Annotated in this window: 24 protein-coding genes and 2 pseudogenes; 11 read left to right on the top strand and 15 right to left on the bottom strand. The window is 66.4% G+C overall.

Annotation, left to right across the window (positions count from 1 at the left end; genetic code table 11):
- Positions 1–24: 24 nt before the first annotated feature.
- Positions 25–144 (top strand): annotated as a pseudogene (locus A0J57_RS25590) (MJ0042-type zinc finger domain-containing protein); the annotation flags it as partial.
- Between the two features lie 29 nt (positions 145–173).
- Here the strand turns inward: A0J57_RS25590 and A0J57_RS22825 are convergent.
- Positions 174–317 (bottom strand): annotated as a pseudogene (locus A0J57_RS22825) (MJ0042-type zinc finger domain-containing protein); the annotation flags it as partial.
- A gap of 169 nt (positions 318–486) precedes the next feature.
- Between A0J57_RS22825 and ftsE the strand changes: the two are divergent.
- Genes ftsE through A0J57_RS22805 form a run of 4 tightly spaced genes read left to right on the top strand, consistent with a single transcriptional unit; the run spans position 487 to position 3348 of the window.
- Entirely contained in the window at positions 487–1197 is a 711-nt protein-coding gene (gene ftsE, locus A0J57_RS22820; RefSeq protein WP_044661168.1) for a cell division ATP-binding protein FtsE, read from the top strand.
- Positions 1197–2111, top strand: coding sequence for an ABC transporter permease (locus A0J57_RS22815; RefSeq protein ID WP_048577877.1), 915 nt, complete (start codon positions 1197–1199; stop codon positions 2109–2111). Before ftsE ends, A0J57_RS22815 begins: the two co-directional genes overlap by 1 nt.
- On the top strand, positions 2108–2638 hold the full coding sequence (locus A0J57_RS22810; protein ID WP_044661170.1) for a YdcF family protein: 531 nt from the start codon (positions 2108–2110) through the stop codon (positions 2636–2638). The genes A0J57_RS22815 and A0J57_RS22810 overlap by 4 nt, the downstream gene beginning before the upstream one ends.
- 14 nt (positions 2639–2652) lie before the next feature.
- Positions 2653–3348 (top strand): 1-acyl-sn-glycerol-3-phosphate acyltransferase, encoded by a 696-nt coding sequence (locus A0J57_RS22805; protein ID WP_061939897.1) that lies wholly within the window; start codon positions 2653–2655, stop codon positions 3346–3348.
- A 38-nt stretch (positions 3349–3386) separates the two neighbouring features.
- On the opposite strand, the gene A0J57_RS22800 is transcribed toward A0J57_RS22805, so the two are convergent.
- The 3 genes from A0J57_RS22800 to A0J57_RS22790 form a co-directional block, all read right to left on the bottom strand.
- The gene (locus tag A0J57_RS22800) at positions 3387–4292 is read right to left on the bottom strand and encodes a prephenate/arogenate dehydrogenase family protein (RefSeq protein ID WP_044661172.1); all 906 of its coding nucleotides are present in this window, start codon (positions 4290–4292) and stop codon (positions 3387–3389) included.
- A complete protein-coding gene (gene hisC / locus A0J57_RS22795) occupies positions 4292–5389 on the bottom strand; it encodes a histidinol-phosphate transaminase (RefSeq protein ID WP_061939895.1) in 1098 nt (365 codons plus the stop codon). Before hisC ends, A0J57_RS22800 begins: the two co-directional genes overlap by 1 nt.
- Before the next feature lie 61 nt (positions 5390–5450).
- On the bottom strand, positions 5451–6410 hold the full coding sequence (locus tag A0J57_RS22790; protein ID WP_061939894.1) for a 2-hydroxyacid dehydrogenase: 960 nt from the start codon (positions 6408–6410) through the stop codon (positions 5451–5453).
- A 57-nt stretch (positions 6411–6467) separates the two neighbouring features.
- Between A0J57_RS22790 and A0J57_RS22785 the strand changes: the two genes are divergently transcribed.
- Together A0J57_RS22785 and metW are read left to right on the top strand one after the other, a co-directional pair.
- Positions 6468–7619, top strand: a complete 1152-nt coding sequence (locus A0J57_RS22785; RefSeq protein WP_061939892.1) for a homoserine O-acetyltransferase — start codon at positions 6468–6470, stop codon at positions 7617–7619.
- Positions 7616–8203 (top strand): methionine biosynthesis protein MetW, encoded by a 588-nt coding sequence (gene metW, locus A0J57_RS22780; protein ID WP_044661176.1) that lies wholly within the window; start codon positions 7616–7618, stop codon positions 8201–8203. The genes A0J57_RS22785 and metW overlap by 4 nt, the downstream gene beginning before the upstream one ends.
- A gap of 188 nt (positions 8204–8391) precedes the next feature.
- On the opposite strand, the gene A0J57_RS22775 is transcribed toward metW, so the two are convergent.
- Positions 8392–9957, bottom strand: a complete 1566-nt coding sequence (locus A0J57_RS22775; protein WP_061939890.1) for a peptide chain release factor 3 — start codon at positions 9955–9957, stop codon at positions 8392–8394.
- 66 nt (positions 9958–10023) lie between these two features.
- On the bottom strand, positions 10024–10908 hold the full coding sequence (locus tag A0J57_RS22770) for an aldose 1-epimerase family protein (protein WP_061939888.1): 885 nt from the start codon (positions 10906–10908) through the stop codon (positions 10024–10026).
- Positions 10909–11069: 161 nt separating this feature from the next.
- Here A0J57_RS22770 and A0J57_RS22765 point away from each other — a divergent pair, with 161 nt between their 5' ends.
- Positions 11070–11594 (top strand): hypothetical protein, encoded by a 525-nt coding sequence (locus tag A0J57_RS22765; RefSeq protein ID WP_061939886.1) that lies wholly within the window; start codon positions 11070–11072, stop codon positions 11592–11594.
- Here the strand turns inward: A0J57_RS22765 and A0J57_RS22760 are convergent.
- From A0J57_RS22760 to rpmI, 7 genes are all read right to left on the bottom strand, one after another.
- Positions 11542–12252, bottom strand: coding sequence for a DUF4386 domain-containing protein (locus tag A0J57_RS22760; protein WP_061939884.1), 711 nt, complete (start codon positions 12250–12252; stop codon positions 11542–11544). The genes A0J57_RS22765 and A0J57_RS22760 overlap by 53 nt on opposite strands.
- Positions 12249–14663 carry a phenylalanine--tRNA ligase subunit beta gene (gene pheT / locus A0J57_RS22755; protein ID WP_061939882.1) on the bottom strand — a complete coding sequence of 805 codons (2415 nt, stop codon included), beginning with the start codon at positions 14661–14663 and terminating at the stop codon, positions 12249–12251. Before pheT ends, A0J57_RS22760 begins: the two co-directional genes overlap by 4 nt.
- Positions 14660–15763, bottom strand: coding sequence for a phenylalanine--tRNA ligase subunit alpha (gene pheS / locus A0J57_RS22750; RefSeq protein WP_025548230.1), 1104 nt, complete (start codon positions 15761–15763; stop codon positions 14660–14662). Before pheS ends, pheT begins: the two co-directional genes overlap by 4 nt.
- An 8-nt stretch (positions 15764–15771) precedes the next feature.
- Positions 15772–16152, bottom strand: a complete 381-nt coding sequence (locus tag A0J57_RS22745; RefSeq protein ID WP_061939880.1) for a GIY-YIG nuclease family protein — start codon at positions 16150–16152, stop codon at positions 15772–15774.
- A gap of 60 nt (positions 16153–16212) precedes the next feature.
- Entirely contained in the window at positions 16213–16833 is a 621-nt protein-coding gene (locus A0J57_RS22740; RefSeq protein WP_025548232.1) for a LysE family translocator, read from the bottom strand.
- A 199-nt stretch (positions 16834–17032) separates the two neighbouring features.
- Positions 17033–17395 (bottom strand): 50S ribosomal protein L20, encoded by a 363-nt coding sequence (gene rplT, locus A0J57_RS22735; protein WP_022682430.1) that lies wholly within the window; start codon positions 17393–17395, stop codon positions 17033–17035.
- A 14-nt stretch (positions 17396–17409) separates the two neighbouring features.
- Complete coding sequence (gene rpmI / locus A0J57_RS22730; protein ID WP_007689506.1) at positions 17410–17613, bottom strand: 50S ribosomal protein L35; 204 nt, start codon at positions 17611–17613, stop codon at positions 17410–17412.
- A 158-nt stretch (positions 17614–17771) separates the two neighbouring features.
- Between rpmI and A0J57_RS22725 the strand changes: the two genes are divergently transcribed.
- Positions 17772–19967: an AsmA family protein gene (locus tag A0J57_RS22725; RefSeq protein WP_061939879.1), complete on the top strand. Its 2196-nt coding sequence runs from the start codon at positions 17772–17774 to the stop codon at positions 19965–19967.
- Positions 19968–20083: 116 nt separating this feature from the next.
- On the opposite strand, the gene hisN is transcribed toward A0J57_RS22725, so the two are convergent.
- The gene (gene hisN / locus A0J57_RS22720) at positions 20084–20869 is read right to left on the bottom strand and encodes a histidinol-phosphatase (RefSeq protein WP_025548235.1); all 786 of its coding nucleotides are present in this window, start codon (positions 20867–20869) and stop codon (positions 20084–20086) included.
- 127 nt (positions 20870–20996) lie between these two features.
- Here hisN and A0J57_RS22715 point away from each other — a divergent pair, with 127 nt between their 5' ends.
- Both A0J57_RS22715 and A0J57_RS22710 read left to right on the top strand, forming a co-directional pair.
- Positions 20997–21425, top strand: a complete 429-nt coding sequence (locus A0J57_RS22715; protein WP_061939878.1) for a VOC family protein — start codon at positions 20997–20999, stop codon at positions 21423–21425.
- A gap of 54 nt (positions 21426–21479) precedes the next feature.
- On the top strand, positions 21480–21716 hold the full coding sequence (locus A0J57_RS22710) for a hypothetical protein (protein WP_025548238.1): 237 nt from the start codon (positions 21480–21482) through the stop codon (positions 21714–21716).
- A gap of 94 nt (positions 21717–21810) precedes the next feature.
- Here the strand turns inward: A0J57_RS22710 and A0J57_RS22705 are convergent, their stop codons facing one another.
- The gene (locus A0J57_RS22705) at positions 21811–22746 is read right to left on the bottom strand and encodes a ribose-phosphate pyrophosphokinase (RefSeq protein WP_025548240.1); all 936 of its coding nucleotides are present in this window, start codon (positions 22744–22746) and stop codon (positions 21811–21813) included.
- Positions 22747–22861: the final 115 nt, after the last annotated feature.

Below are 22861 nucleotides of genomic sequence, written 5' to 3'. Positions count from 1 at the left end.
ATAAGAGACAGCCTATGAAGCGTCATGATCCTGGTGTGTCCCAATTGCGCCACGCGCTATATCGTGCCGGACAGCGCCGTCGGCCCGAACGGCCGCCAGGTTCGCTGCGCCGCCTGCAAACATAGCTGGTTCCAGGAAGGCGCCGCGACTTCGGGCACGCCTGCCGTCGTCAATGCTTCCTCTCGCGGGGCGAGCGCGGCGCCTTCCTGGAACCAGCTATGTTTGCAGGCGGCGCAGCGAACCTGGCGGCCGTTCGGGCCGACGGCGCTGTCCGGCACGATATAGCGCGTGGCGCAATTGGGACACACCAGGATCATGACGCTTCATAGGCATGAGTTGGATTCGAGGGCAAGCGGCTTCAAACATGCCCGTCCACCCGGGCGCGACTCGCGGACTCAGGCCGGATGGGCTTTACGGCCGCCCGTCCGCTGTGCCATGGCTAGGCCATCGGGGAAGCAGGGAGCGCGCGGGCGCTGAAATAGACGCATGTCGGCCATCGTACAGTTCGAAAATGTCGGCCTGCGCTATGGTCTGGATAGCGAGACGCTGTCCGACGTCAGCTTCTCCCTGGCGAGCGGCGGCTTCTATTTCCTGACCGGCGCGTCGGGCGCGGGCAAGACATCGCTGCTGAAGCTCCTCTACCTCGCCCAGCGGCCCAGCCGCGGCGTCATCCGCCTGTTCGGGGAGGATGTCGTGACACTGCCCCGCAAGCGCCTGCCGGGGTTCCGCCGACGCATCGGGGTGGTGTTCCAGGATTTCCGGCTGGTCCCGCATCTCTCGGTCTATGACAATATCGCCCTGCCGCTGCGGGTCGCGGGCATGGAGGAGAGCGAGATCGACCTGCCCGTCAGCGAGATGCTGAACTGGGTGGGACTGGGCGATCGCGGCCAGGCCCGCCCCGCCACCCTGTCGGGCGGGGAACAGCAGCGCGTCGCCATCGCCCGCGCCGTCATCGGCCGCCCGGAAATACTGGTGGCGGACGAGCCGACCGGCAATGTCGACGCCGACATGGCCCGCCGCCTCATGACCCTGTTCGAAGCGCTCAACCGGCTGGGCACCACCATCGTCGTCGCCACCCACGACCTGCCGCTGATCGCGCAGGTGGGCAGCGCGCAGATGATGAAGCTGGACAAGGGCCGTCTGTCCGATCCGACCGGATCGCTGCGCTACCCGCCCCGACCGCAGGCGGCCGGTTGATGGCGTCCCCCGGCGCCATGGGCAATCGCCGCGCCGCCGCCGCCGCGCGCCACCGGCTGCTGCCAGAGGGGCGGGTGGCCGGCCCTATGCCCTGGATCATCGCCATCATGATGTTCCTGACGGTGCTGTCGGCCGCCGCCGGTCTGGGCCTGGGCGCGGCGGTGAAGGCGATGGGCGCCGACCTTGCCGGGCGCGCGACGGTGCAGATCGTGGAAGCCAATGCCGAACAGCGCGAGCGCCTCAGCGCCGCCATGGCCGCCGCACTGCGCAAGGACGCGACCGTCCGCGCCGTTCGTCCGGTCCCGTCCGCCGCGCTGGCGGAGCAGATCCGTCCCTGGCTTGGGCAGGACGCGGCCAGCGGCGACCTGCCGATACCGGCGCTGATCGACATCGAACTCACGCCGGGCCGGACGGACGCGAAGGTCGAGCGTCTCCGCCGACAGCTCCATGCCCTCTCGCCAAAGGCCCGCATCGAACCCCATGCCGCCTTCCTCGCGCCGCTCGCGGATCTGCTTTCCGCGCTTGGCTGGCTGGCGGCGGGCATAGTCTTGCTGATGACGCTGGCGACCGGCGCGGTGGTCGTCCTCGCCGCCCGCGCCGCGCATGACAGCCATCGCGGCACCATCGACGTGCTGCACCTGATGGGTGCGACCGACGTGCAGATCGCCCGGCTGTTCCAGCGGCGCATCGGCCTCGACGCGCTGTTCGGGGGCGCGCTCGGCTTTGCCTGCGCATTGCTGGTGATCCTGCTGCTGGGCGCGCGGCTGCTGGCGACGGGATCGGAGCTGCTGAGCGGCGTCCAGCTGCCGTGGACAAGCTGGGCCGCGCTGGCCGCGATACCCATGGGTTGCGTGCTGCTGGCGCGGATCGCGGCGCGCTGGACGGTGCTGCGGTCGCTGGGGCGGCTGCTGTGATCGTCCGCTTCATCGCCGTCACCCTGTTGGGATGGATGCTGGGCTTCGCCTGGTTCGCGATCTTCCTGCCCCAGCCGCTGGACGGTCGCCAGACCGACGCGATCGTCGTGCTGACCGGCGGGGCCGGGCGTATCGACCGCGGCCTTTCCCTGCTTCAGGACGGCGCGGCCAAGCGGATGCTGATCTCCGGCGTCGACCGCTCTGTCCGCCCGGCGGAGCTGGCCGCGCAATATAAGGCGCCTGAACGCCTCTTCTCCTGTTGCATCACGCTTGGCCGCGAAGCCATCGACACCCGGTCCAACGCCATAGAGACAGCGCACTGGCTGGAACGGCGGGATTTCAAGACGGTGCGCCTCATCACCACCGACTGGCACATGCGGCGTTCCGCGCTCGAACTGCGGCAGGCCTTGCCCGAACGGGTCACGCTGGTCTACGACGCCGTGCCCAGCCGCCCCAGCCTCACCATGCTGGCGCGTGAATATAATAAATATCTGCTGCGCCGGGCGGCGGCGCTTATTGGTATCTGAACGGTTCACCCGGAATGCTGACCGCGCTGCGATCCCTCGCCTTCATGTCGATCTTCTATCCGGGATCGCTGCTGTTCGTCCTTGCGGCCATGGCGGTCAATCTGGTCGCGCCCCGCTCCATTCCCCGCGTCGCCACTGCGTGGAGCCGCTTTCATCGCGGCTGCGCGCGCTGGCTGCTGGGGCAGAAGGTCCGGGTCGAGGGAAGGCTGGAGGACGGTCCCTATCTCTACATCCTCAAGCATGAATCGATGTTCGAGACGATCGACCTGCTCTGCCTGCTGGATCGTCCCGCCATCGCCGCCAAGCGCGAGCTGTTCGACATTCCGCTCTGGGGCGGCATCGCCCGCCGCTATGGCCTGATCCCCATCGAACGCAGCGCCGGGGCGAGCGCGCTGCGCGCCCTGCGCGCCGCCGCCAAGGCCGCCACGGCGGAGGGCCGCGCCATCTGCCTCTTCCCCGAAGGCACCCGCGTTCCCCATGGCGAAAGCCCGCCCTTGCGCGCCGGTTTCGCGGGGCTCTACGTGCTGCTGGGCCTGCCGGTCGTGCCCATCGCGGTCGACAGCGGCCGCGTCTCGCCTCGCGGCAAGTTCATGAAGCGCAGCGGCACGATCACTTACAAGGTGGGCGAGATCGTTCCGCCTGGCCTGGATCGACGGGAAGCGGAAGCTCGCGTCCATGCGGCCATCAATGCGCTGAACGAGCCTTTATAGGCCGATATGCTCCTGCGAAGGCAGGCGCACGCCGCTATTCAATGCGAACGCCCGAAGTCGGGCTTGGGATCGTCCTGCCCCTGTTCGATGATCGACCGCCGGATCGCCCGCGTGCGGGTGAACAGGTTGAACAGCGCATCCCCGTCATTCCAGCGGATCGCCCGCTGCAAGGCCGACAGATCCTCCGAAAAGCGCTGGAGCATCTCCAGCACCGCATCCTTGTTCGCCAGGAACACGTCGCGCCACATGGTCGGATCGGACGCGGCGATGCGGGTGAAGTCGCGGAAGCCGCCGGCGGAATATTTGATGACTTCCGACTGGGTCACATCCTCCAGATCGCTGGCCGTGCCGACGATGGTATAGGCGATGAGGTGCGGCAAATGGCTGGTCACCGCCAGCACCAGATCGTGATGCGCCGGGTCCATCGTCTCGACATCCGCGCCGACGCGCCGCCACAGCTCCGACACGCGCTCGACCGCCGCCGGATCGGCGTCGGCGGGCGGCGTCACGATGCACCAGCGGCCCCGGAACAGGGAGGCGAAGCCCGCTTCCGGCCCGCTATTCTCCGTGCCCGCGACGGGATGGGCGGGAATGACCGTGCGCCCCGGCAAGGCAATGTTCAACTGCGCCAGCACATCGGCCTTGCAGGAGCCGACATCGCTGATGATCGCCTCCGCAGGCAGATCGTCGGCAATCTCCGCCGCCGCCGCGCCCATGGCCCGCACCGGCACGCACAGCACGACCAGATCGGCATCCGTCACCGAAGCGCCCGCCGTATCGGTCACGTCGTCGCACAGATCGATGGCCCGCGCGATCTCCCGCACGCCGGCATCGGCATCATGGCCCGTCACCCGAACGGTCGGCATGGCTTCGCGGATCGCCCGCGCCAGCGAGGAGCCGATCAGGCCCAGCCCAATGATCGTGACGCGCGAGAATGGCAGCATCAGGCCGCTTCCGCCATGGCGCGCAGCTTGGCCGCGACCTTGCGCATCTGATCCTCGGTGCCGATGGTGATGCGCAGACCGTTGGGCAGACCCTGCCCCGGCAGCCAGCGGGTGGCGAAGCCTTCGTCCCACAGGCCCTTCATCGCCGCCTCGGCCGTCAGCCGGCCGTCGAACAGGATGAGCAGGAAATTCGCCTTGCTCGGCACGGCGCGCAGCCCATGGTTGGACAGCGCGGCGATCTCGCCCGCCAGCCATTCGCGCCATTGCCGGTTATGCACCCGGCTCGCCTCGACCCAGGCGGCGTCCTCGATCGCCGCCACCGCAGCGGCCTGCCCGGCCGTCGTCACGTTGAACGGCGCGCGGATGCGGTGCAGCACGTCGATCACCTCGGCGCTGGCATAGCCCCAGCCGATCCGCTCGGCGGCAAGCCCGTAAATCTTCGAAAATGTCCGGGTCACGAACATATTGGCGGCATTCTCCGCCAGTTCCAGCCCGCCATCATCCTCGTCCGCGTCCAGATATTCGGCATAGGCCTGATCCAGCACGAACAATATGTCGGGCCGCAGACCGGCATGCAGCCGCGCAATCTCTTCCCGCGACGTCATGGTGCCGGTCGGGTTGTTGGGATTGGCGAGGAAGACGACCTTGGTCTTCTCCGTCACCGCCGCGAGCAGCGCATCCACATCGGTCGCATAATCGGCGTCCGGCGCGATGACCGGCGTCGCCCCCACGCGCCGCGCCGCGATGTCGTACACCGAAAAGCCGTAGCGGACGTAGAGCACCTCATCCCCCGGCCCGGCATAGGCGCTCGCCGCGATGTGCAGCAATTCGTCCGACCCGGTGCCGTAGATCACCCGCGCCGGGTCCAGCCCATGCGCCGCCGCGATCGCCTCGCGCAGCCTGGCCGCGCCGGGATCGGGATAGGTCGCCAGATCCGCCGTTGCCGCCACCAGAGCGGCCCGCGCCGCTTCCCCGGTGCCCAGCGGATTTTCATTGGCGGACAGCTTCACCAGCGGTCGCCCGTCATCGGCGGCCGACTTGCCGGGAACATAGGGCGAAATGCCGAGGATCCAGTCTTTGGGGGCAGGCTTTGTCATGCGCCGCGCTTTAGCGTCATCGAAGCGAAACGCAAAGCGCTTGGATGCGGGCGCCCGCTCCTCACACCACGGGCGTCAGCAGGGGTTCGCCCGCCGCCCAGGCATCCAGATTGGTCAGCACCAGATCGGCCATCGCCTTGCGCGTCTCGACGGTCGCGCTGCCCTGATGCGGTTGCAGCACCACATGATCCATCGCCAACAGGGCTTCCGGCACATGCGGCTCGTTCGCGAACACGTCGAGACCCGCGCCCGCGATGCGTCTTTCCCCCAGCGCCGCCACCAGCGCGTCCTCATCGATCACGCTGCCCCGGCTGATGTTGATGATCACGCCCTCGGGGCCCAGCGCATCCAGCATCGCCGCATCGACCAGCCCGCGCGCCTCCGGCCCGCCGGAGGTCGCGACAATGACGACATCGCTCTGCCGCGCGAAATCCAGCGGATCGGCCACATAGCGACAGGTCGTATCCGCCACCGCCCGCCGGCTGTGGTAGATAATCTCCCCCGCCACCGGCTCCAGCCGCCGGGCGATGGCGCGCCCGATCCGGCCCAGTCCCAAAATCCCGATCCGCTTGCCCGTCACGCGCCCGCACAGCGGCGGCTTCACGCCCCGCGCCCAATCCCCGGCCCGCACCATCCGGTCATTGGCCGCGATATTGCGCACCGTCGCATAGAGCAGCCCCACCGCCAGGTCGGCCACGTCATCGGTCAGCACGTCCGGCGTATTGGTGACGCGGATGCCCTTTGCCCGTGCATGATCGACATCGACCTTGTCATAGCCAACCGAAAACAGCCCGATCATCTCCAGCTTCGGCAAGGCGTCCATGATCGCCGCGGAGGCGCCGACCGATCCGAAGGATACCAGCGCCCGTGCCTCCCGCGCTTCGGGCGGCAGCGCATCCGGATCGGCATCCGCCGCAAGGGCGTGAACGGCAAAGCGCCGTGCCAGCCCATCGTCCAGATAGGGATAGAGCGGGCCATAGGTGAGGATAGGGATGGAAGAATGGTCGGTCATGCCCGTCATCTAGGCGAAGGAAGGGCCGATTGACAGAGCCCGGCCCCGGTCCTAGCCCGAACCGATATGGCCAGCGCGTCCTTTCCCGATGACACCCGTTTCGGCCTGCGCCGGCAGGCGCGGCTGCCCGGCCCGCTGCGGCTGGACAGCGGAGCCGTGCTGGGGCCGGTGGACATCGCCTATGAAACCTACGGGCGGATGAACGCGGACCGTTCCAACGTCATCCTCATCTGCCACGCGCTGACCGGCGACCAATATGTCGCGTCGGACCATCCCGTCACCGGCAAGCCCGGTTGGTGGTGGCGGCTGGTGGGGGAGGGGAAGCCGGTCGACCCCGCCCGTCATTTCATCGTCTGCGCCAATGTCATCGGCAGTTGCATGGGCTCCAGCGGGCCTGCCAGCCTGGACCCCGCGACCGGCGATCCCCATGCGATGCGCTTTCCGGTGATCACCATCGCCGACATGGTCCGCGCCCAGGCGATGCTGCTCGATCATCTGGGCGTGGACCGGCTTCATGCCGTGATCGGCGGTTCCATGGGCGGCATGCAGGCGCTGATCTGGCCCACCCTTTATCCGGAACGTGTCGAAAGCTGCGTCGTCATCGCCTCTACGGCGCGACACAGCGCCCAGAACATCGCCTTCCACGAAGTCGGGCGGCAGGCGATCATGGCCGACCCCAACTGGCGCGGCGGCGACTATTATGCGGACGGCGCGATCCCCAGCGCGGGCCTGGCGGTGGCGCGCATGGCCGCGCACATCACCTATCTTTCCGAAGCGGGCCTCACGGAGAAATTCGGGCGTCGTCTTCAGGGGCGCCCGGAAAACCCGAATGGGTCCAAGACCTTCGGCTTCGACGCCGATTTCCAGGTGGAATCCTATCTGCGCCACCAGGGGCTGAGCTTCGTCGAGCGGTTCGACGCCAACAGCTATCTCTACATCACCCGCGCCATGGACTATTATGACATTGCGGAGGATCATGGCGGCAGCCTTGCCAAGGCCTTTACGGCATCCAGGGCGCGTTTCTGCCTCGTCAGCTTCGACACGGACTGGCTCTATCCCACGGCGGAATCCCGCCTGATCGTCCACGCGCTCAATGCCGGCGGCGCGCAGGCGAGCTTCGTCGAACTCTCCAGCCCGTTCGGCCATGACGCCTTCCTGCTGGAATGCCCGGAACTGAACCGGGTGGTGGACGGCTTCCTGAAGGGCGGCCGCGCATGAGCCTGCGTCCCGACCTCGCCCTGATCGCCCGTACCGTGACCCCCGGCGCGCGGGTGCTGGACGTGGGCTGCGGCGACGGCGCGCTGATGGCGGCTCTGCGCGACACCAAACGGGTCGACGCGCGCGGCCTTGAAATCGACCCGCACAATGTCGCCGCCGCCGTTGGCCGGGGACTTTCGGTGGTGCAGGGGGACGCCGACACCGACCTTGTCACTTATCCCGAAGCCAGCTTCGACTATGCGATCTTGAGCCAGACGCTCCAGACCACCCGACGCCCGGACCGCGTGGTGGAGGAACTGCTGCGCATTGGCCGTCAGGCCTTCGTATCCTTCCCCAATTTCGCCCATTGGCGCGGGCGGCTGTCGCTGTTCTGGGGCGGGCGCATGCCGGTGACGCGCCTGCTGCCCGACACATGGTACGATACGCTCAACATCCACCATGTCACGGTCGACGATTTCCGCGCCCTGGTGAAGGATCGCGGCTGGACCATAGACGGCCAATGGTTCCTGAAGGGCGACCGGGAAACCACCCATGCGAACGCCAATCTGTTCGCGGAACATGCGGTGTTCCTGCTGCGGCGGTGAGCGGGAGGGGTGGAATCAGGACATTCCCCCTCCCGCAGGCGGGAGGGGGCTAGGGGGTGAGCTGGCGCGGCACCTGCGCTGTTTTGCAACGGCTAAGTCAGAAGCTCGCTGCGCTCGCACCCACCCCTAACCCCTCCCGCCTGCGGGAGGGGAATGTCTTGGATTGGCCAAATTCGGCCGTACCCCGTTCAACGCTCCTTGGTCGCGCTGAACTTGACCTTGGGGTGCCGCTCCTGCTGATAGCCGATGTCCCAGGCGCTCTTCGCCATGAAGACGAGGTTGCCGTCGCGATCCTTGGCCATATTGGCGCCGTTGAACGACACCAGGTCCCTGATCGCGGCGTCGTCCCCCGAAATCCATCGCGCCGTGTCGAAGGGCGAAGCCTCCAGCCCGGCCGCGACCTTATATTCCGCCTCCAGTCGGGAGATCAGCACGTCGAGCTGCAACTGCCCGACCACGCCGACGATCCAGTTCGACCCGATTTCCGGATAGAAGACCTGGATCACGCCCTCTTCGGACAGGTCATCCAGCGCCTTGCGGAGCTGCTTCGTCTTGGTCGGGTCCTTCAGCGCCACGCGCCGCAGGATTTCAGGCGCGAAGTTCGGCAGGCCGGTGAAGCGGACCCCGGCCTTCTCGCTCAGCGTATCGCCGACGCGCAGCGTCCCATGGTTGGGAATGCCGATGATGTCGCCCGGAAAGGCCTCGTCCGCAATCTCGCGGTCCTGCGCGAAGAAGAGGATCGGGGAATGCACGGCGATCGGCTTGCCGCTGCCGCTTGGCGTCAGCTTCATGCCCCGCCGGAACTTGCCCGAACAGAGCCGCATGAAGGCGATCCGGTCGCGATGCTGCGGGTCCATATTGGCCTGGACCTTGAAGATGAAGCCGGTGACTTCGCTATTCTCCGGCTCTACGGGCGCGGGCTCGGCGGGCTGCGCACGCGGCGGCGGCGCATGGGCGGCCAGCGCGTCGATCAGTTCGGTCACGCCGAACAGCTTGAGCGCCGACCCGAAATAGACCGGCGTCAGGTCGCCATGGCGATAGGCGGTAAGGTCGAAATCGGCATAGCCGCCCACAGCCAGTTCCGCCTCCTCCCGCAGCCGCGCCAGCCCCTGTCCGGACAGATGGCCAGCCAGAGCATCATCGTCGATGCCGGAGAAGGAGGCTTCCTTCCCCTCAAATTCCTTGCTCGCGCCCGAAGGCTGGCGCAGGCGGTTCCGGGCGAAGTCGTAAATCCCCTCGAACTCGCCGCCCATGCCGACCGGCCAGCTCATCGGACACACGTCCAGCGCCAGCGCGTCCGCCACTTCATCCAGCAGGGCGAAGGCGTCGCGCCCTTCACGATCCACCTTGTTGACGAAGGTGATGATGGGGACGTTGCGCAGCCGGCACACCTCGAACAGCTTGCGCGTCTGCGGCTCGATGCCCTTGGCGGCGTCGATCACCATCACGGCCGAGTCCACCGCCGTCAGCGTGCGATAGGTGTCCTCGGAAAAATCCTCGTGCCCCGGCGTGTCGAGCAGGTTGAACGTCACCCCGTCGCGTTCGAAGGTCATGACGGAGCTGGTCACGGAAATGCCGCGCTGCTGCTCGATCTTCATCCAGTCGGACCGCGCGCGCCGGTTCGCCCCGCGCGCCTTGACCTCCCCCGCCAGATGGATCGCGCCGCCTTCCAGCAGCAGCTTCTCGGTCAGCGTGGTCTTGCCCGCGTCAGGGTGCGAGATGATGGCGAAGGTACGGCGGGAAGGAATGCTCATGGGCGGCCCATATAGCGATTCTTTGCCGCCACGCCAGTAAGGCCGTTTTTGGAAGGCAACTCGAATTCAGCCGCCCACCACCGTCACGTCCATCTGGAAGGTCCGTTCCTTCCCCGGCGCCAGCCGCATGATCCCCTGCTTCTCCCAAACATCTCCGGTAAAACCCACCGGATCGGCCATCCCCGCCCAGGGTTCCACGCAAAGATAATGCGCCCCCGGCTTCTGCCACAGCCCCAGCCAGGGCGTATCGGGAAAATCGATCCTCAGCCCCTTGCCGCCCGGCACGCCCCAGAACAGGCTGCGGCTCTCCAGCCGGTCCCAGACCAGCGCGTCGCCCTCAAACATCGCATGGGTGGGCACCAGCACCTGGCCATCCACGGGTGAAGCAATGCTTTCCCGCGCGATCAGGCCCGGCTCGTCCCCCACCTTGCGGATCGGCGCGGGTTCCGCCTTCTCGAACAGCACCCGGTGATCCTCCGCCGCCCCGCCATAGGGCAGCGGCCATGCAAAGGCAGGATGATAGCCGAAGGAGAAGGGCAGGTCGCCCTCGCCGATATTGGCCACCGTCGCCTTCATCCGCAGCGCCGCTCCCTCGACCGCGAAGCGCATGTCCAGCCGGAAGTCGAAGGGATAGACCGCCCGCGTCTCCGCATCCGCCTCCAGCCGGAAGGTCACGGCCTCGCCGCTCCGCTCCACCAGCGCGAAAGCCCTGCGCCGCGCAAAGCCATGCTGCGGCATCGCGTAATCCCGCCCCTCGAAGCGATAGGCATCCCCGCGCGATCGCCCGACAAAGGGGAAGAGCAACGGCGCGTGTCCCGTCCACCAGCGCGGGTCCGCATCGGTCATCAATTCGCGCCCCTGCCGGTCCTTCACCGACCAGAGCTCCGCCCCCAGCGGGTTGACGACGGCGCTCAGATCGCCTGAACCGATGGTGATGAATTCGTCCGCCATATGCTGCAATCTCCCTTGCCGTCCGGCATAGAGCGATTTCCCGGCGACCGGAACCGACCGCCGGTCAGGAAATCGCGGAAAAGAAAGAGTCCGGAGCGGCCAGGCCGGCGCGGAACCACGCCCAGTCTCAAGGGGTTGAAGAAGCAGCAGGGAGAAATCGGATGAAATGGATCGGCGTGGCTGCGCTGCTGCTCTGTTCGACGGGCGCTCTGGCGCAGGAACAGGAGAAGAAGGACGACACGTTGAAGAAGGCGGGCACCATCGCGACCCAGCCCGCGCGGGATGTCGGCATCGACAAGGACAAGATTCCCGATGTGCTCCAACAGGCGGTCGAAGACCCCTATAAGCGCCCGCCCGTGCGGAGCTGCAAGGCGCTCAAGACTTCGCTCGACGAACTCAACGCGGTGCTTGGCCCCGACTTCACCGTGGGGCAGAAGGCGAATGAGAACCGCACCGGCAAGATAGCCGAAGCGGTCGGCAAGACGATCGTCAATTCGATCATCCCCTTTCGCGGCCTGGTGCGCGAGATCAGCGGCGCCGCCCCTGCCGAGCGTCGTCTGGAAGCCGCCGTCACCGCCGGCATAGCCCGGCGCGGCTATTTGCGCGGCCTGGCCGACGCCAAGGGTTGCAAGATCATGAGTCCGCCGCCGACGGCGCAGGAAAAGGCCGACGAGCCGAAAAAATAAGCCATAGCGCGAAGACAGCCTCCGCCAGCACCGCCACGATGTCCGCCTGAATCACCGTCGCGTCGGCCAGATCCGGCGCGATCAGCGCTATCAGGCGCGCCACCGCTTGTACCGCGCCGCCGAACATCAGCGCCGCGCCCAATGGGCGGGGAAACCGCCGCGAGCGGAAAGCCAGCAGACCGATCAGCAGCAGATACAGCCCCAGGAAGATGCGTGCGACGTGCTGAACCTGATCCCGCAGCAGCAGCGTCAGTTCCACGAGCGAATAGGTCTGCGCCATGCCGATGCCCGGATGCGGCGCCCCGTCCAGCAGGATGAGCAGCGCGATGGAGAGAAGGCTGCCTGCCCCCAGCGCCGCAATGCCGATGACGGAAAGCAAAGCCGCCATCCGCGCAACATGCCTCCCGCCCGGCGCGAACAGCGCATAAAGCAGTACGGTCGCCCCCAGCATGGCGCAGGCCATCGCCAGATCGGTCGCCTCCGCCGCGCGATAGGCCCAGGGAAAGTCCTTTATGTTCCGCGCCGTTTCCCGCCCGGAACCGGGCACGACCAGAGCGGCGCGGATCATGGCCTCACCCACGCCGCGCGCCGCCATGCCGCCGAGAAGGAAGAGACCGGCAAGCCGCGCTTTCCCCTCGATCCCGGCGAACAGCCTCATCCCCGCAGAGTGCCGCCCAGCTTTTCCGCCGCCTTCACCACGGCCGCGCTGATCGCGTCCAGCTCTTCCTGGGAAAAGCTCTTGTCGCCGGGTTGCAGCGTGATCTCGACGGCAAGGCTCTTCTTGCCCTCATCCACGCCGGGGCCGACGAAGACGTCGAACAGCCGCGCGTCAACGATCGCTTTCTTGTCCGCGTTCCTGACCGCACGGACCAATGCGTCGGCTTCGACAGTCTGATCGACGAGGAACGCGAAATCGCGTTTCACCGCCTGCAAGGCTGGCGGCGCATAGGGCGGGCGCATGAAGCCGCTGGCCCGTCGGGCGGGGATCGCGTCGAGGAAGATCTCGCCCGCGACCGCCGCGCCGGTCAGCCCGAACTGCCTGGCGAGGCTGGGATGCAGCACGCCGAACTCCGCCAGAACCGTTTTCGGCCCCAGCCGCAACGTGCCCGACTGGCCCGGATGATAGGCGCCCGACGCCTCGCCGAAGCTCTGGAGATTGGCGACGGGCGCGCCCGCGGCGGTGAGCAGCGCGATCGCCTCGCCCTTGGCGTCGAAGGCGGAGAAGGGCTGCGCCTTCCCGGTCTGCCAGCCCCGCGCCACCTTCTCGCCCGCCAGCACGAAGCCGACGGTCGGCCGCTCCTTGTCCGCCAGATAGCGGCGGCCCAGTTCGAACAACCGCACCGAAGCCGCGCCGCGGTCCACATTCCGCCGCGTGGCCGAAAGCAGGCCGGGCAGCAGGGAGGGGCGCATGACCTTCAGATCCTCCGAAATCGGGTTGGCGAGGGTCCATGCCCCGCCGCCGACGGCAGCGGCCTCCTTCTCCGAAATGAAGGACCAGTTGACCGCTTCGGCCAGCCCACGCGCCGCCGCCGTCCGGCGCACGCGCCGTTCGATGGCCTGTTCCGGCGTGGCGGTCGGCTTGGCGACGCCGGGGGCGCGGGGCAGGGGGGTGGAGGGCACCTGATCCAGCCCTACGATGCGCACCACCTCCTCGACGATGTCGGGCCAGCCGTCGACATCACGCCGCCAGCTCGGCACCGTCACGGTCCATGTGGCAGGGGTCGTGACCGGCACGCCGTCCTGATATTCGAAGGTGGCGTCATTGCCTTCCACCTCGAATCCCAGGCTTTCAAGAATGCGTTTCTGCTCCGAATCCGCGACGTCGACGCCGGCAAGCGCCAGGCATTGCGCCGGATCGTAGGTCACGGTCTTCACGGCCAGCGGCGGACTGCCGGCGCGCGTCGCCTCGCTGGCGCTGCCGCCGCAGAGATGCGTCACCAGATAGGTCGCTATCGACAGGCCGTCGTCCAGGAAGGCCGGGTCCACCCCACGCTCGAACCGTCCGCGCGCGTCGCTGGTCAGCCCCAGCTTCTGCCCCGTCATCGCGATCCGTTCCGGCGTGAAATAGGCGCATTCGATCAGCACGTCGGTCGTGGCTTCCGTGGCGCCCGAATGCTCGCCGCCCATGATGCCGCCAATGTCGTGCACCGCTTCGTCGTCGGCGATCACGGTCATGCTCTCATCGACCGTGTAGGTCTTGCCGTTCAGCGCCAGCACCTGCTCGCCCGGCCTGCCGCGCCGCGCCACCAGCCCGCCCTTCAGCGTCGCCATGTCATAGACGTGCAGCGGCCGGCCCAGATCGATCATGATGTAATTGGTGATGTCGACCAGCGTGCTGATCGGCTTCTGCCCGATGGCCTTCAACTGCTTCGCCATCCATTCGGGCGAACTGCCGTTCTTCACGCCGCGCACCGTCCGGGCGAAGAAGGCGGGGCAGCCCTCCGCATCCTCGATCCGCACGTCCGGCCCGGGCCCCGCCGCCTCGATCGTCGGCACGATCAGCGCGTTCAGCGTGCCCAGCCCCGCCGCCGCCAGGTCGCGCGCGATGCCGCGCACGCCCATGCAGTCCTGCCGGTTGGGCGTGATCGACACGTCGATGACCGGATCGTCCAGCCCCGCCCATTCCGCATAGACCCGTCCCACCGGCGCATCGGCGCTGAGTTCGATGATCCCGTCATGATCCTCGCCCAGTTCCAGCTCCCGGAACGAGCACATCATGCCGTTGGATTCGACGCCGCGAATGGCGGTCTTTTTCAGCACCATGCCGTTGACCGGCACCACCGCGCCCTCGGTCCCGAACACGCCGACCAGCCCGGCCCGCGCATTGGGAGCGCCGCAGACCACCTGCAACGGGCCGTCGCCCGCATCCACGGTCAGCACCTGCAGCTTGTCCGCCTGCGGATGACGCTCCGCCGTCAGCACCTTCGCAATGCGGAAGGCGCCCAGCTTCTCGGCCGGATTCTCCACGCCCTCGACCTCAAGACCGATGTTCGTCAGCCCCTTGAGGATCGTCGGCAGGTCCGCATCGCTATTAAGATGCGTCTTGAGCCAGCTCAGCGTGAACTTCATGCGCCCACTCCCCCGCTCAAAGTGGGCACATCCAGCGCCGAAAAGCCATAATGTTTCAGCCAGCGCAGATCGCCGTCGAAGAAAGCGCGCAAGTCGTTCATCCCATATTTCAACATGGCGAGCCGGTCGACGCCCGTCCCGAAGGCAAAGCCCTGCCATTCATCCGGATCGAGCCCGCAGGCCTCGATCACCCGCCGGTTCACCATGCCGCTGCCCAGCACCTCCAGCCAGCCGCCGCCCGGCGCGTCGCCGTCGCCCCCGATCACCCGCTGGCCGTTCACCAGCGTATATCCGACGTCGACCTCCACCGAAGGTTCGGTGAAGGGGAAATAGCTGGGCCGCAGGCGCAGGACGATGTCGTCGCGCTCGAAAAAGGCCTTCAGGAAAGTCTCCAGCGTCCATTTGAGATGACCGAGCGTGATGCCCTTGTCGATCACCAGCCCCTCGATCTGATGGAACATCGGCGTATGCGTCGCGTCGCTGTCCGACCGATAGACGCGGCCCGGCGCGATGATGCGGATCGGCGGTTCGCCGTTCATCATGGTCCGGATCTGCACTGGGGAGGTGTGGGTGCGCAGCAGCATCTTCTTCCCGTCCCCATTCCCATCGGTGGTGTCGGGGAAGTAGAAAGTGTCGTGCATCGCCCGCGCCGGATGCGTCTCCGGAATGTTGAGCGCGGTGAAATTATGCCAGTCGTCCTCGATCTCCGGCCCCGTCGCCACGGAGAAGCCCAGATCGGCGAAAATCTCCGCCAGTTCGTCCATCACCTGGCTGACCGGATGCACGGACCCCTGTGGACCGGTGTCGGCGGGCAGGGTCATGTCGATCTTCTCGGCCGCGAGCTTCGCATCGAGCGCCGCCTGCTCCAGCGCCGCCTTCCTTTCCGCCAGCGCCGCCGTCACGCTCTCCCGCAAATCCTGGATCGGGGGGCCTTTCTCGAGCCGCTCCTCCGGGCTCATCGGGCCCAGCGTCTTGAGCAACCCCGTGACCACGCCATTCTTGCCCAAGGCGCCGACCCGCAGCGCCTCCAGCGCGTCGAGCGTGTCGGCGGCGGCAATATCCGCGATCAGGCCGGCTTTCAGATTGGCAATCTCAGTCATAATCTTCGTCATTCCCGCGGAGGCGGGAATCCATTTCCCACCCTGTTCCAATCACCTGACGCCTTGACGATGCGCCGACTCTTCAATGGATCGAACCCGAAATCGATCGCCAAATCCCGCCAATCGGGATTCTCCCGTCCGATCAGGCCGATCTTCCATTGCCTGTTCCATTTCTTGATCTGCTTTTCACGTCGGATCGTCTCTTCCATCGAGCCGCCGCTCTCGAACCAGACCAGCCGGTGCACGCCGTAATCCTTTGTGAAGCCCTCAATCAAGCCGGAACGGTGCTGATATATCCGTTGGACGAGATTTGATGTGACTCCGATATACAGCGTGCCATTTTTGTGACTGGCAAGAATGTAGACCGTCGGATCGAAGTCGCGTGTCACGGCTGGCTCCGGAGATGGGTTCCCGCTTTCGCGGGAATGACGAGGTGGAAAAGCGGGGACTTACGCCCGCGCGCCCAGCAACGCCCCGCCGAAGCCGATGAACATCAGCCCCGTTCCCCGGTTGAACAACCGCTGCCGGTTCGCGGGCGCCAGCCAGCGGGCGAGCTTCATGCCCCCCAGCGCATAGACGCACTGCCAGCCGAATTCGATGGCGACGAAGCTCGCCACCAATATGCCCAGCTGCACCGCAAAGGGCCGATCGGTATCGATGAACTGCGGAAACAGCGCGGCCGCGAAGATGATGAGCTTGGGATTGCTGAGGCCGGTCAGCAACCCGGTGCCATAGAGCGCCCGCAGCGACCGCGCCCGCGTGGCGCCCACCTCGCCTGCTTCACCCACCGGCGCGCGCCAGGCCTTGACGCCCAGCCAGATCAGATAGGCGACACCTGCATAGCGCAACCCGTCGAACAGGCGCGGAGAGGCTTTCAGCAACGCCCCCAGCCCGAGCGCGGAGGCGATCAGGCACAGCAGGATCGCGCTCATCAGCCCGGCCATGGTGGCAAGCGCCCGACGCGGGCCATGATGAATGCTCTGCGTCATCACATGCAGCATGTTCGGTCCCGGCGTGGCCGAGATCAGGAAAACCGCCGTGACATAAAGCCACCAGACATGCAGCGACATGAGGGATATTCCTTCAATACCGTTCGGGCTGAGCGAAGCCGAAGCAGCGCTTGAGCCTGGCGAAACCGTTCGCCTGCGGCTCAGCAGAACCTTCGACTTCGCCCAGGGTGAGCGGAGATGGGGGTTCACGCCAATCAAAAAGGGCGCCGAAGGCATCTGCCCCGGCGCCCCTTTGGACGATCTTGCGACCGTTCTAAGCTCAGGCCGCGGGCAGCGCAGCCTTCGCCTGGGCGATGATGGCGCTAAACGCCTCGCCTTCGTGCATCGCAATGTCGGCCAGGACCTTGCGGTCCAGATCTACGCCGGCCAGCTTCAGGCCGTGCATGAACTGCGAATAAGTCAGGCCCTCGGCGCGGACACCGGCGTTGATGCGCTGGATCCACAGGCCACGGAAGGTCCGCTTCTTGACCTTGCGGTCGCGATAGGCGTACTGGCCGGCCTTTTCGACGGCCTGACGGGCGATGCGGATCGTGTTCTTGCGACGGCCATAATAGCCCTTCGCCTGATCCAATATCCTCTTATGCTTCGCCTTGGTGGTCGTACCACGCTTGACACGTGCCATTGGTCAGCCCTCCCTTACTTCAGGCCATAGGGCGCCCAGAGGCGCACATGGGCCACGTCGGCGTCGGACATGACCGAGGTGCCGCGATTCTGGCGGATATATTTCGCATTGTGGCTGATCAGGCGGTGACGCTTGCCAGCGACGCCGTGCTTGACCTTGCCGGAAGCGGTGAACTTGAAGCGCTTCTTCACACCGCTCTTGGTCTTGAGCTTGGGCATTTTCGTCTCCTTTTCAAAGCGCGACGATTACGGACAGCCACGGCAGCCCTAGTTAGCCGGGCGGTCCTTCCAAATATCGCGAAGGGCGGCCCATAGTCGGAAGCATCCCCGAACGCAAGCGATTCGGACCCAAAAAGGCGGATCGGCGTTGAACCGCCATGGCCGACGCCGATCCCCTCCGGCCGGACATGCCGGCAAGCCCCGATCGGCCGGATAGGCCGACAAGCGAAATGCCGCGCCCCCGCGGCACGGGCCATTATGTTCAGCGCGCCAGAGAGGGCTGGCGAAGGCTCCCCCTGCCGGTGCGCATCCTGCTCTGGATCGTCGGCATTCTCTTCGCGCTCTGGCTCATGCTCTTCATCACCAAGGGCCGCTTCCTCAAGCATCCCTTCGAACGGATGCTCGGCAACCGCCTTGAACGCCCCGTGCGCGTCGGCGGCGACTTCCAGCTCTATTTCGACCCCATCACGATCAAGTTCCGCGCCGAGCATATCGCCGTCGCCAATACGCCCTGGGCCAGCCGGCCCGCCTTTTTCCGCGCCGACCTGATCGATAGCCGGATCGCGCCCCTCAGCCTTCTCTTCGGGGACAAGTACAAGGTCCGCTGGCTCGAACTGCGCAATGCCGCCGCCGATCTGGAATGGTCGCGCGACGGCAGGAGCAACACATGGACCTTCGGTGATCCCGACAGGAAGGGCGAGCCGCTCAACCTGCCGTTGATCCGCCGCGCCCTCCTGGCCGGTACGACGCTGCGCTATCGCGACCCCCGCATGCAGCTTGACGCCGACATCGGATTCGAGACGGTGAAGGCGCAGGACACCCGCTTTGCCAGCGACGTGCGCTTTTCCGGCACCGGCACGATGCGGGGCCGCCCCTTCAGGCTGCGCGGCGGCCTGCTCTCGCCCAACCAGACGGTGACGGGCGGCCGGAACAGGCTTGCCCTCCGGGCCGAGGCTGGCGCGACCGTGCTGGAGGTCAGCGGCACGCTTCCCGGCGCGACCGAGATCGAGGGGGCGGACCTGCGCCTGCTCACCCATGGCCCCAATCTTGCGCGGCTGTTCGATTTCCTGGGCGTCGCCATTCCCGAAACGCGCGCCTATCGCTTCACCTCCGCGCTGACCAAGGCTGGCGAGGAGTGGCGGTTCACCCATCTCAAGGGCCGTTTCGGCGACAGCGATCTGGCGGGGCGCATGACCGTGTCCCTGCCCGACGATCGCCTGCTGCTGAAGGCCGACCTCGCCACCCAAAGCCTCGACATCGTCGATGTCGGCCCCTTCATCGGCTATGACCCCCAGCGGCTGGAGAGGCAGGGCAAGGCGGGCGCGATCCAGACGGTGGGCGGCACGCCGCGCGTCCTGCCCGACGCGCCGCTGCGGGTGGAGGCGCTGCGCAATTTCGATGCGCGCGTCCGCTATGATGTCCGCCGGGTCCGCGCCAACAATCTGCCGGTGTCCAATATCGGCCTGACGCTTTCGCTCGACCGCAGCCTGCTCAGGCTGTCGCCGCTGACGTTCGACATGTCGGGCGGTCATGTCAGTTCCGACATCAGCATCAATGCCCGGACAGAACCCGTTCGCACCAGCTACGACATCCGACTGTCGCCCACACCTATGGGCAAGCTGCTTTCCCGCTGGGGCGTGGAGGAATCCGGCACCACCGGCACGATCAAGGCGCGCGTCCAGATGACCGGCCTCGGCAACACGCTGCACGATTCGCTCAGCACGTCCAACGGTCGCATCGCCGTGATCCTGCCGGCGGGCTCCATGTGGGCGCGCAACGTCCAACTGGCGGAACTCGACATCGGCACCTTCATCACCAAGATGTTCCAGAAGAAGCTGAAGGACCCGGTGGAGATCAATTGCGGCCTGATCGCCTTCACCGTGCGCAACGGCGTGGCCGCCGCCGATCCGATCATCATCGACACGCGCAAGAATGTGATGCTGGGCCGGGGCGGCTTCTCCTTCCGCAACGAAAGCCTGGACCTCGCCTTCCGCGCCGACGGCAAGAAGTTCAGCCTGTTCTCGGGTCAGTCGCCTGTCGGCATCACCGGATATTTCGCCAGGCCGGGCATCGATGTGATCAGCCCCGAACTGGTCGCGCGCGGCGGCGCGGCGGCGGCGCTCGGCATAGCCGCCACGCCGCTTGCCTCGGTGCTTGCCTTCGTCGATGTCGGGGATGCGAAGAGCGCCGCCTGCGGTCCGGTCCTTGCCGGCGCGACGGCCGCCGCCCAGCGCACCAAGGGCGGCAAGCCCCGCGACGATGTCGGCCGCGGCACCACGGCCAAGGATGAAGCCGGCAAGGGCAATGCCCGCGAAAATAAGAGCCAGAAGAAGAAATTCCTGGGCATCTTCTGATGCACTGGCGCCCTGCACCAATCGCGGGGTGCTGAGCGGCGACCGGCTAATTTTCCAGCTAACAGATCGCCGTCTGGGCTGGACGAGTAATACACCCTCCTGAAATAATTAGCGCCCTAATGACCCTCATGCCCCTCGGCCAACGCCTCCAGCACGTCATCCAGCCGCGCGGCGTCGCCCAGCGCTATCACCTGACCGTCGCTGTCATGCGTGAGCGGTTCGCCTGTCCAGTCGCACATCCGCCCGCCCGCGCCCTCCACCACCGGCACCAGTGCCGCCAGATCGTGCAGCTTGAGACCCGCCTCGACCACGATGTCGACATGACCCGACGCGACCAGCCCATAATTATAGCAGTCCCCGCCCCAGACCGTGTCGCGGCACTGCCCCGCAAGGCGTGAGAAATGCTCGCCGCTGCAGCCCGGGAAAAGCTGCGGCGCGGTGGAGGCCAGGATCGCCTCGTCCAGGGCGCGGCAGGCGCGGGTGGTCACCGGCTTGCCGTTGAAGGTCGTCGGCTGCCCCATCATTCCCGCCCAGCGTTCCTCCGCAATGGGCTGGTCGATGATCCCGACGGTCGGCCAACCCGCCTGGGTCAGCGCGATCAGCGTGCCGAAGATCGGCCGCCCGGCGATGAAGCTGCGCGTACCGTCGATGGGATCGAGGATCCATACCCGTTCCGCATCCTCGCGGCTCGCGCCATATTCCTCCCCGATGATGCCGTCCTGCGGCCGTTCCTTCTCCAGGATCGCGCGGATCGCTGCCTCCGCGGCCCTGTCCGCCTCCGTCACGGGGGACTTGTCGGATTTGAATTCCATGTCGTAGCGCGCGCGGAAAAAGGGGCGGATCGCCGCGCGGGCGGCGTCGGCAAGGCGGTTGGCAAGGGCCAGATCGTCGCGGGTCGTCATGCCATGGGCCTAGAGCATTTTCCCGCCCGGCGGAACGGTCGACCGCCGGGAAAATGCAAAGGGCTGTCGCGACGGGCGAAGTTAAAGGATAGGCTGGGTCTCTCCGATTCCCTGAAGGAGGGATGTGATGCCCGGTTCTCCCGTCATCCCCGGCCTGCGCTATGCCGATGCGCCCGCCGCCATCCGGTTTCTCTGCCGGGCTTTTGGTTTCGAAGTACAGGCCAGCTACGAAGATGCGGACGACCCGCACATCGTCCATCATGCCCAGCTGGTGCTGGGGGAGGGCATGGTCATGCTGGGCAGCGTCCGCGACGGAGCGACGGAATCGCTCTATAGCTGGAGCACGCCCAGGGAACTGGGCGGCGTCACCACCTGCATCTATGTGGTCGTGCCCGACGCCGACGCCCACTGCCTTCACGCACGGAATGAAGGCGCCGTCGTGGTCAGCGAGCCGCACGACAATGACGGCTATCCCGGTCGCGGCTATGAAGCGCTCGATCCGGAGGGCAATGTCTGGAGCTTCGGCACTTACGACCCCTGGGCGCATTCCGCCTAAACTTCCGCCGGTTCGCGCCGTCCTATCCTTCGACATGTCTCGAAGGAGTTGCTGGTGGCGCTGGTCGGCTGGATTGTAAGTTTCATGGCCCTGTTCGGAGGGCTGGCGCTGTGGCAGGATCTCCCGGCCGACGGTTCGCCCGCATTGGCGAACATCCTGTTCATGCTGGCCCTGCTGACCTGCCCCTGGTTGTGGCGCGACAAGCCGCTCGGCATTTCACTCAGCCAGCGCATCTTCCTGGCGATGGCGCTGGTTTGCAGCCTGCCGTTGCTGTTGTTTCCGCGCAACTGAGCAAAGTCGCGCCGCGCGACTTTGCCGAACGGACATGAAAAAGGCCGCCGATGGGACCATCGGCAGCCTTTTTTTCGACTTCCTCGCGGCGATCTCAGTCGAACAGGCTGGAAACGGAGCTTTCGTCCGCGATGCGCTTGATCGCCTCGCCCAACAGGGGAGCGATCGGCAGATGGCGGATGCTCTTCGCGCCGCAGACCGCATCCGTACCCTGGATCGAGTCGGTGATGACCAGTTCCTTGAGTTCCGACGCCTCGACCCGCGCCACCGCGCCGCCCGACAGCACGCCATGGCTGACATAGGCGGCTACCTCTTCAGCCCCCGCCGCCTTGAGCGCGGCGGCGGCGTTGCAGAGCGTGCCCGCCGAATCGACGATGTCGTCGATCAGCACGCAGAAGCGGCCCTTCACGTCGCCGATGATGTTCATGACCTCCGATTCGCCCGCGCGCTCGCGCCGCTTGTCGACGATGGCGAGGGGGGCGTTGTCCAGCCGCTTGGCAAGGGCGCGGGCGCGCACCACGCCGCCCACGTCCGGCGACACGACCATCAGGTTGCGGTCGCCGAAGCGCGCCTGGATGTCGGCCGACATGACCGGCGCGCCGAACAGATTGTCGGTCGGAATGTCGAAGAAGCCCTGGATCTGCCCGGCGTGCAGGTCCACCGACAGCACGCGGTTGGCGCCTGCGGTGGTGATGAGATTGGCGACCAGCTTGGCTGAGATCGGCGTGCGGGGGCCGGGCTTCCGATCCTGCCGGGCATAGCCGAAATAGGGGACCACCGCCGTGATTCGCTTGGCCGACGCGCGCTTCAGCGCGTCGATCATGATCAGCAGCTCCATCAGATTGTCGTTCGTCGGATAGCTGGTCGACTGGATCACAAACACGTCCTCGCCGCGTACATTCTCGTGAATTTCCACGAAAACCTCTTCGTCGGCGAAGCGGCGGACGCTCGCGTCGGTCAGGGGAATCTCGATATAGTCGGCGATGGCGGCCGCGAGCGGCTTGTTGGAATTGCCGGTCATGAGCTTCATGGCCAAACCCCTAGAACTAAATGGCGTGACAAATTGGTGACGCTGTCGGAACGCGGCCCCTTTAGCGGCGGAGGCCCCTCCTGAAAAGGCGCTTTTGCGCGCTGCTGCAAAATGC

This window comes from Sphingobium sp. 22B (genome assembly GCF_001580035.1).
In the GTDB taxonomy this organism is placed as follows: Bacteria; Pseudomonadota; Alphaproteobacteria; order Sphingomonadales; family Sphingomonadaceae; genus Sphingobium; species Sphingobium fuliginis.
Note: the sequence above shows the minus strand (reverse complement) of the source record. Positions and strands in the feature narration are given on the sequence as shown.

Excerpts from the sequence above, each read along its gene's own strand:
- A0J57_RS22805 (WP_061939897.1), top strand. The coding sequence starts at position 2,653 with ATGCTGACCGCGCTGCGATCCCTCGCCTTCATGTCGATCTTCTATCCG.
- A0J57_RS22740 (WP_025548232.1), bottom strand. The coding sequence starts at position 16,833 with ATGTCGCTGCATGTCTGGTGGCTTTATGTCACGGCGGTTTTCCTGATC.
- hisN (WP_025548235.1), bottom strand. The coding sequence starts at position 20,869 with ATGACGACCCGCGACGATCTGGCCCTTGCCAACCGCCTTGCCGACGCC.
- ftsE (WP_044661168.1), top strand. The coding sequence starts at position 487 with ATGTCGGCCATCGTACAGTTCGAAAATGTCGGCCTGCGCTATGGTCTG.
- hisC (WP_061939895.1), bottom strand. The coding sequence starts at position 5,389 with ATGACAAAGCCTGCCCCCAAAGACTGGATCCTCGGCATTTCGCCCTAT.
- pheT (WP_061939882.1), bottom strand. The coding sequence starts at position 14,663 with ATGAAGTTCACGCTGAGCTGGCTCAAGACGCATCTTAATAGCGATGCG.
- A0J57_RS22785 (WP_061939892.1), top strand. The coding sequence starts at position 6,468 with ATGGCCAGCGCGTCCTTTCCCGATGACACCCGTTTCGGCCTGCGCCGG.
- A0J57_RS22800 (WP_044661172.1), bottom strand. The coding sequence starts at position 4,292 with ATGCTGCCATTCTCGCGCGTCACGATCATTGGGCTGGGCCTGATCGGC.
- rplT (WP_022682430.1), bottom strand. The coding sequence starts at position 17,395 with ATGGCACGTGTCAAGCGTGGTACGACCACCAAGGCGAAGCATAAGAGG.
- A0J57_RS22725 (WP_061939879.1), top strand. The coding sequence starts at position 17,772 with ATGGCCGACGCCGATCCCCTCCGGCCGGACATGCCGGCAAGCCCCGAT.
- A0J57_RS22815 (WP_048577877.1), top strand. The coding sequence starts at position 1,197 with ATGGCGTCCCCCGGCGCCATGGGCAATCGCCGCGCCGCCGCCGCCGCG.
- pheS (WP_025548230.1), bottom strand. The coding sequence starts at position 15,763 with ATGACTGAGATTGCCAATCTGAAAGCCGGCCTGATCGCGGATATTGCC.
- A0J57_RS22715 (WP_061939878.1), top strand. The coding sequence starts at position 20,997 with ATGCCCGGTTCTCCCGTCATCCCCGGCCTGCGCTATGCCGATGCGCCC.
- A0J57_RS22790 (WP_061939894.1), bottom strand. The coding sequence starts at position 6,410 with ATGACGGGCATGACCGACCATTCTTCCATCCCTATCCTCACCTATGGC.
- A0J57_RS22775 (WP_061939890.1), bottom strand. The coding sequence starts at position 9,957 with ATGAGCATTCCTTCCCGCCGTACCTTCGCCATCATCTCGCACCCTGAC.
- metW (WP_044661176.1), top strand. The coding sequence starts at position 7,616 with ATGAGCCTGCGTCCCGACCTCGCCCTGATCGCCCGTACCGTGACCCCC.
- A0J57_RS22705 (WP_025548240.1), bottom strand. The coding sequence starts at position 22,746 with ATGAAGCTCATGACCGGCAATTCCAACAAGCCGCTCGCGGCCGCCATC.
- A0J57_RS22770 (WP_061939888.1), bottom strand. The coding sequence starts at position 10,908 with ATGGCGGACGAATTCATCACCATCGGTTCAGGCGATCTGAGCGCCGTC.
- A0J57_RS22765 (WP_061939886.1), top strand. The coding sequence starts at position 11,070 with ATGAAATGGATCGGCGTGGCTGCGCTGCTGCTCTGTTCGACGGGCGCT.
- A0J57_RS22760 (WP_061939884.1), bottom strand. The coding sequence starts at position 12,252 with ATGAGGCTGTTCGCCGGGATCGAGGGGAAAGCGCGGCTTGCCGGTCTC.
- rpmI (WP_007689506.1), bottom strand. The coding sequence starts at position 17,613 with ATGCCCAAGCTCAAGACCAAGAGCGGTGTGAAGAAGCGCTTCAAGTTC.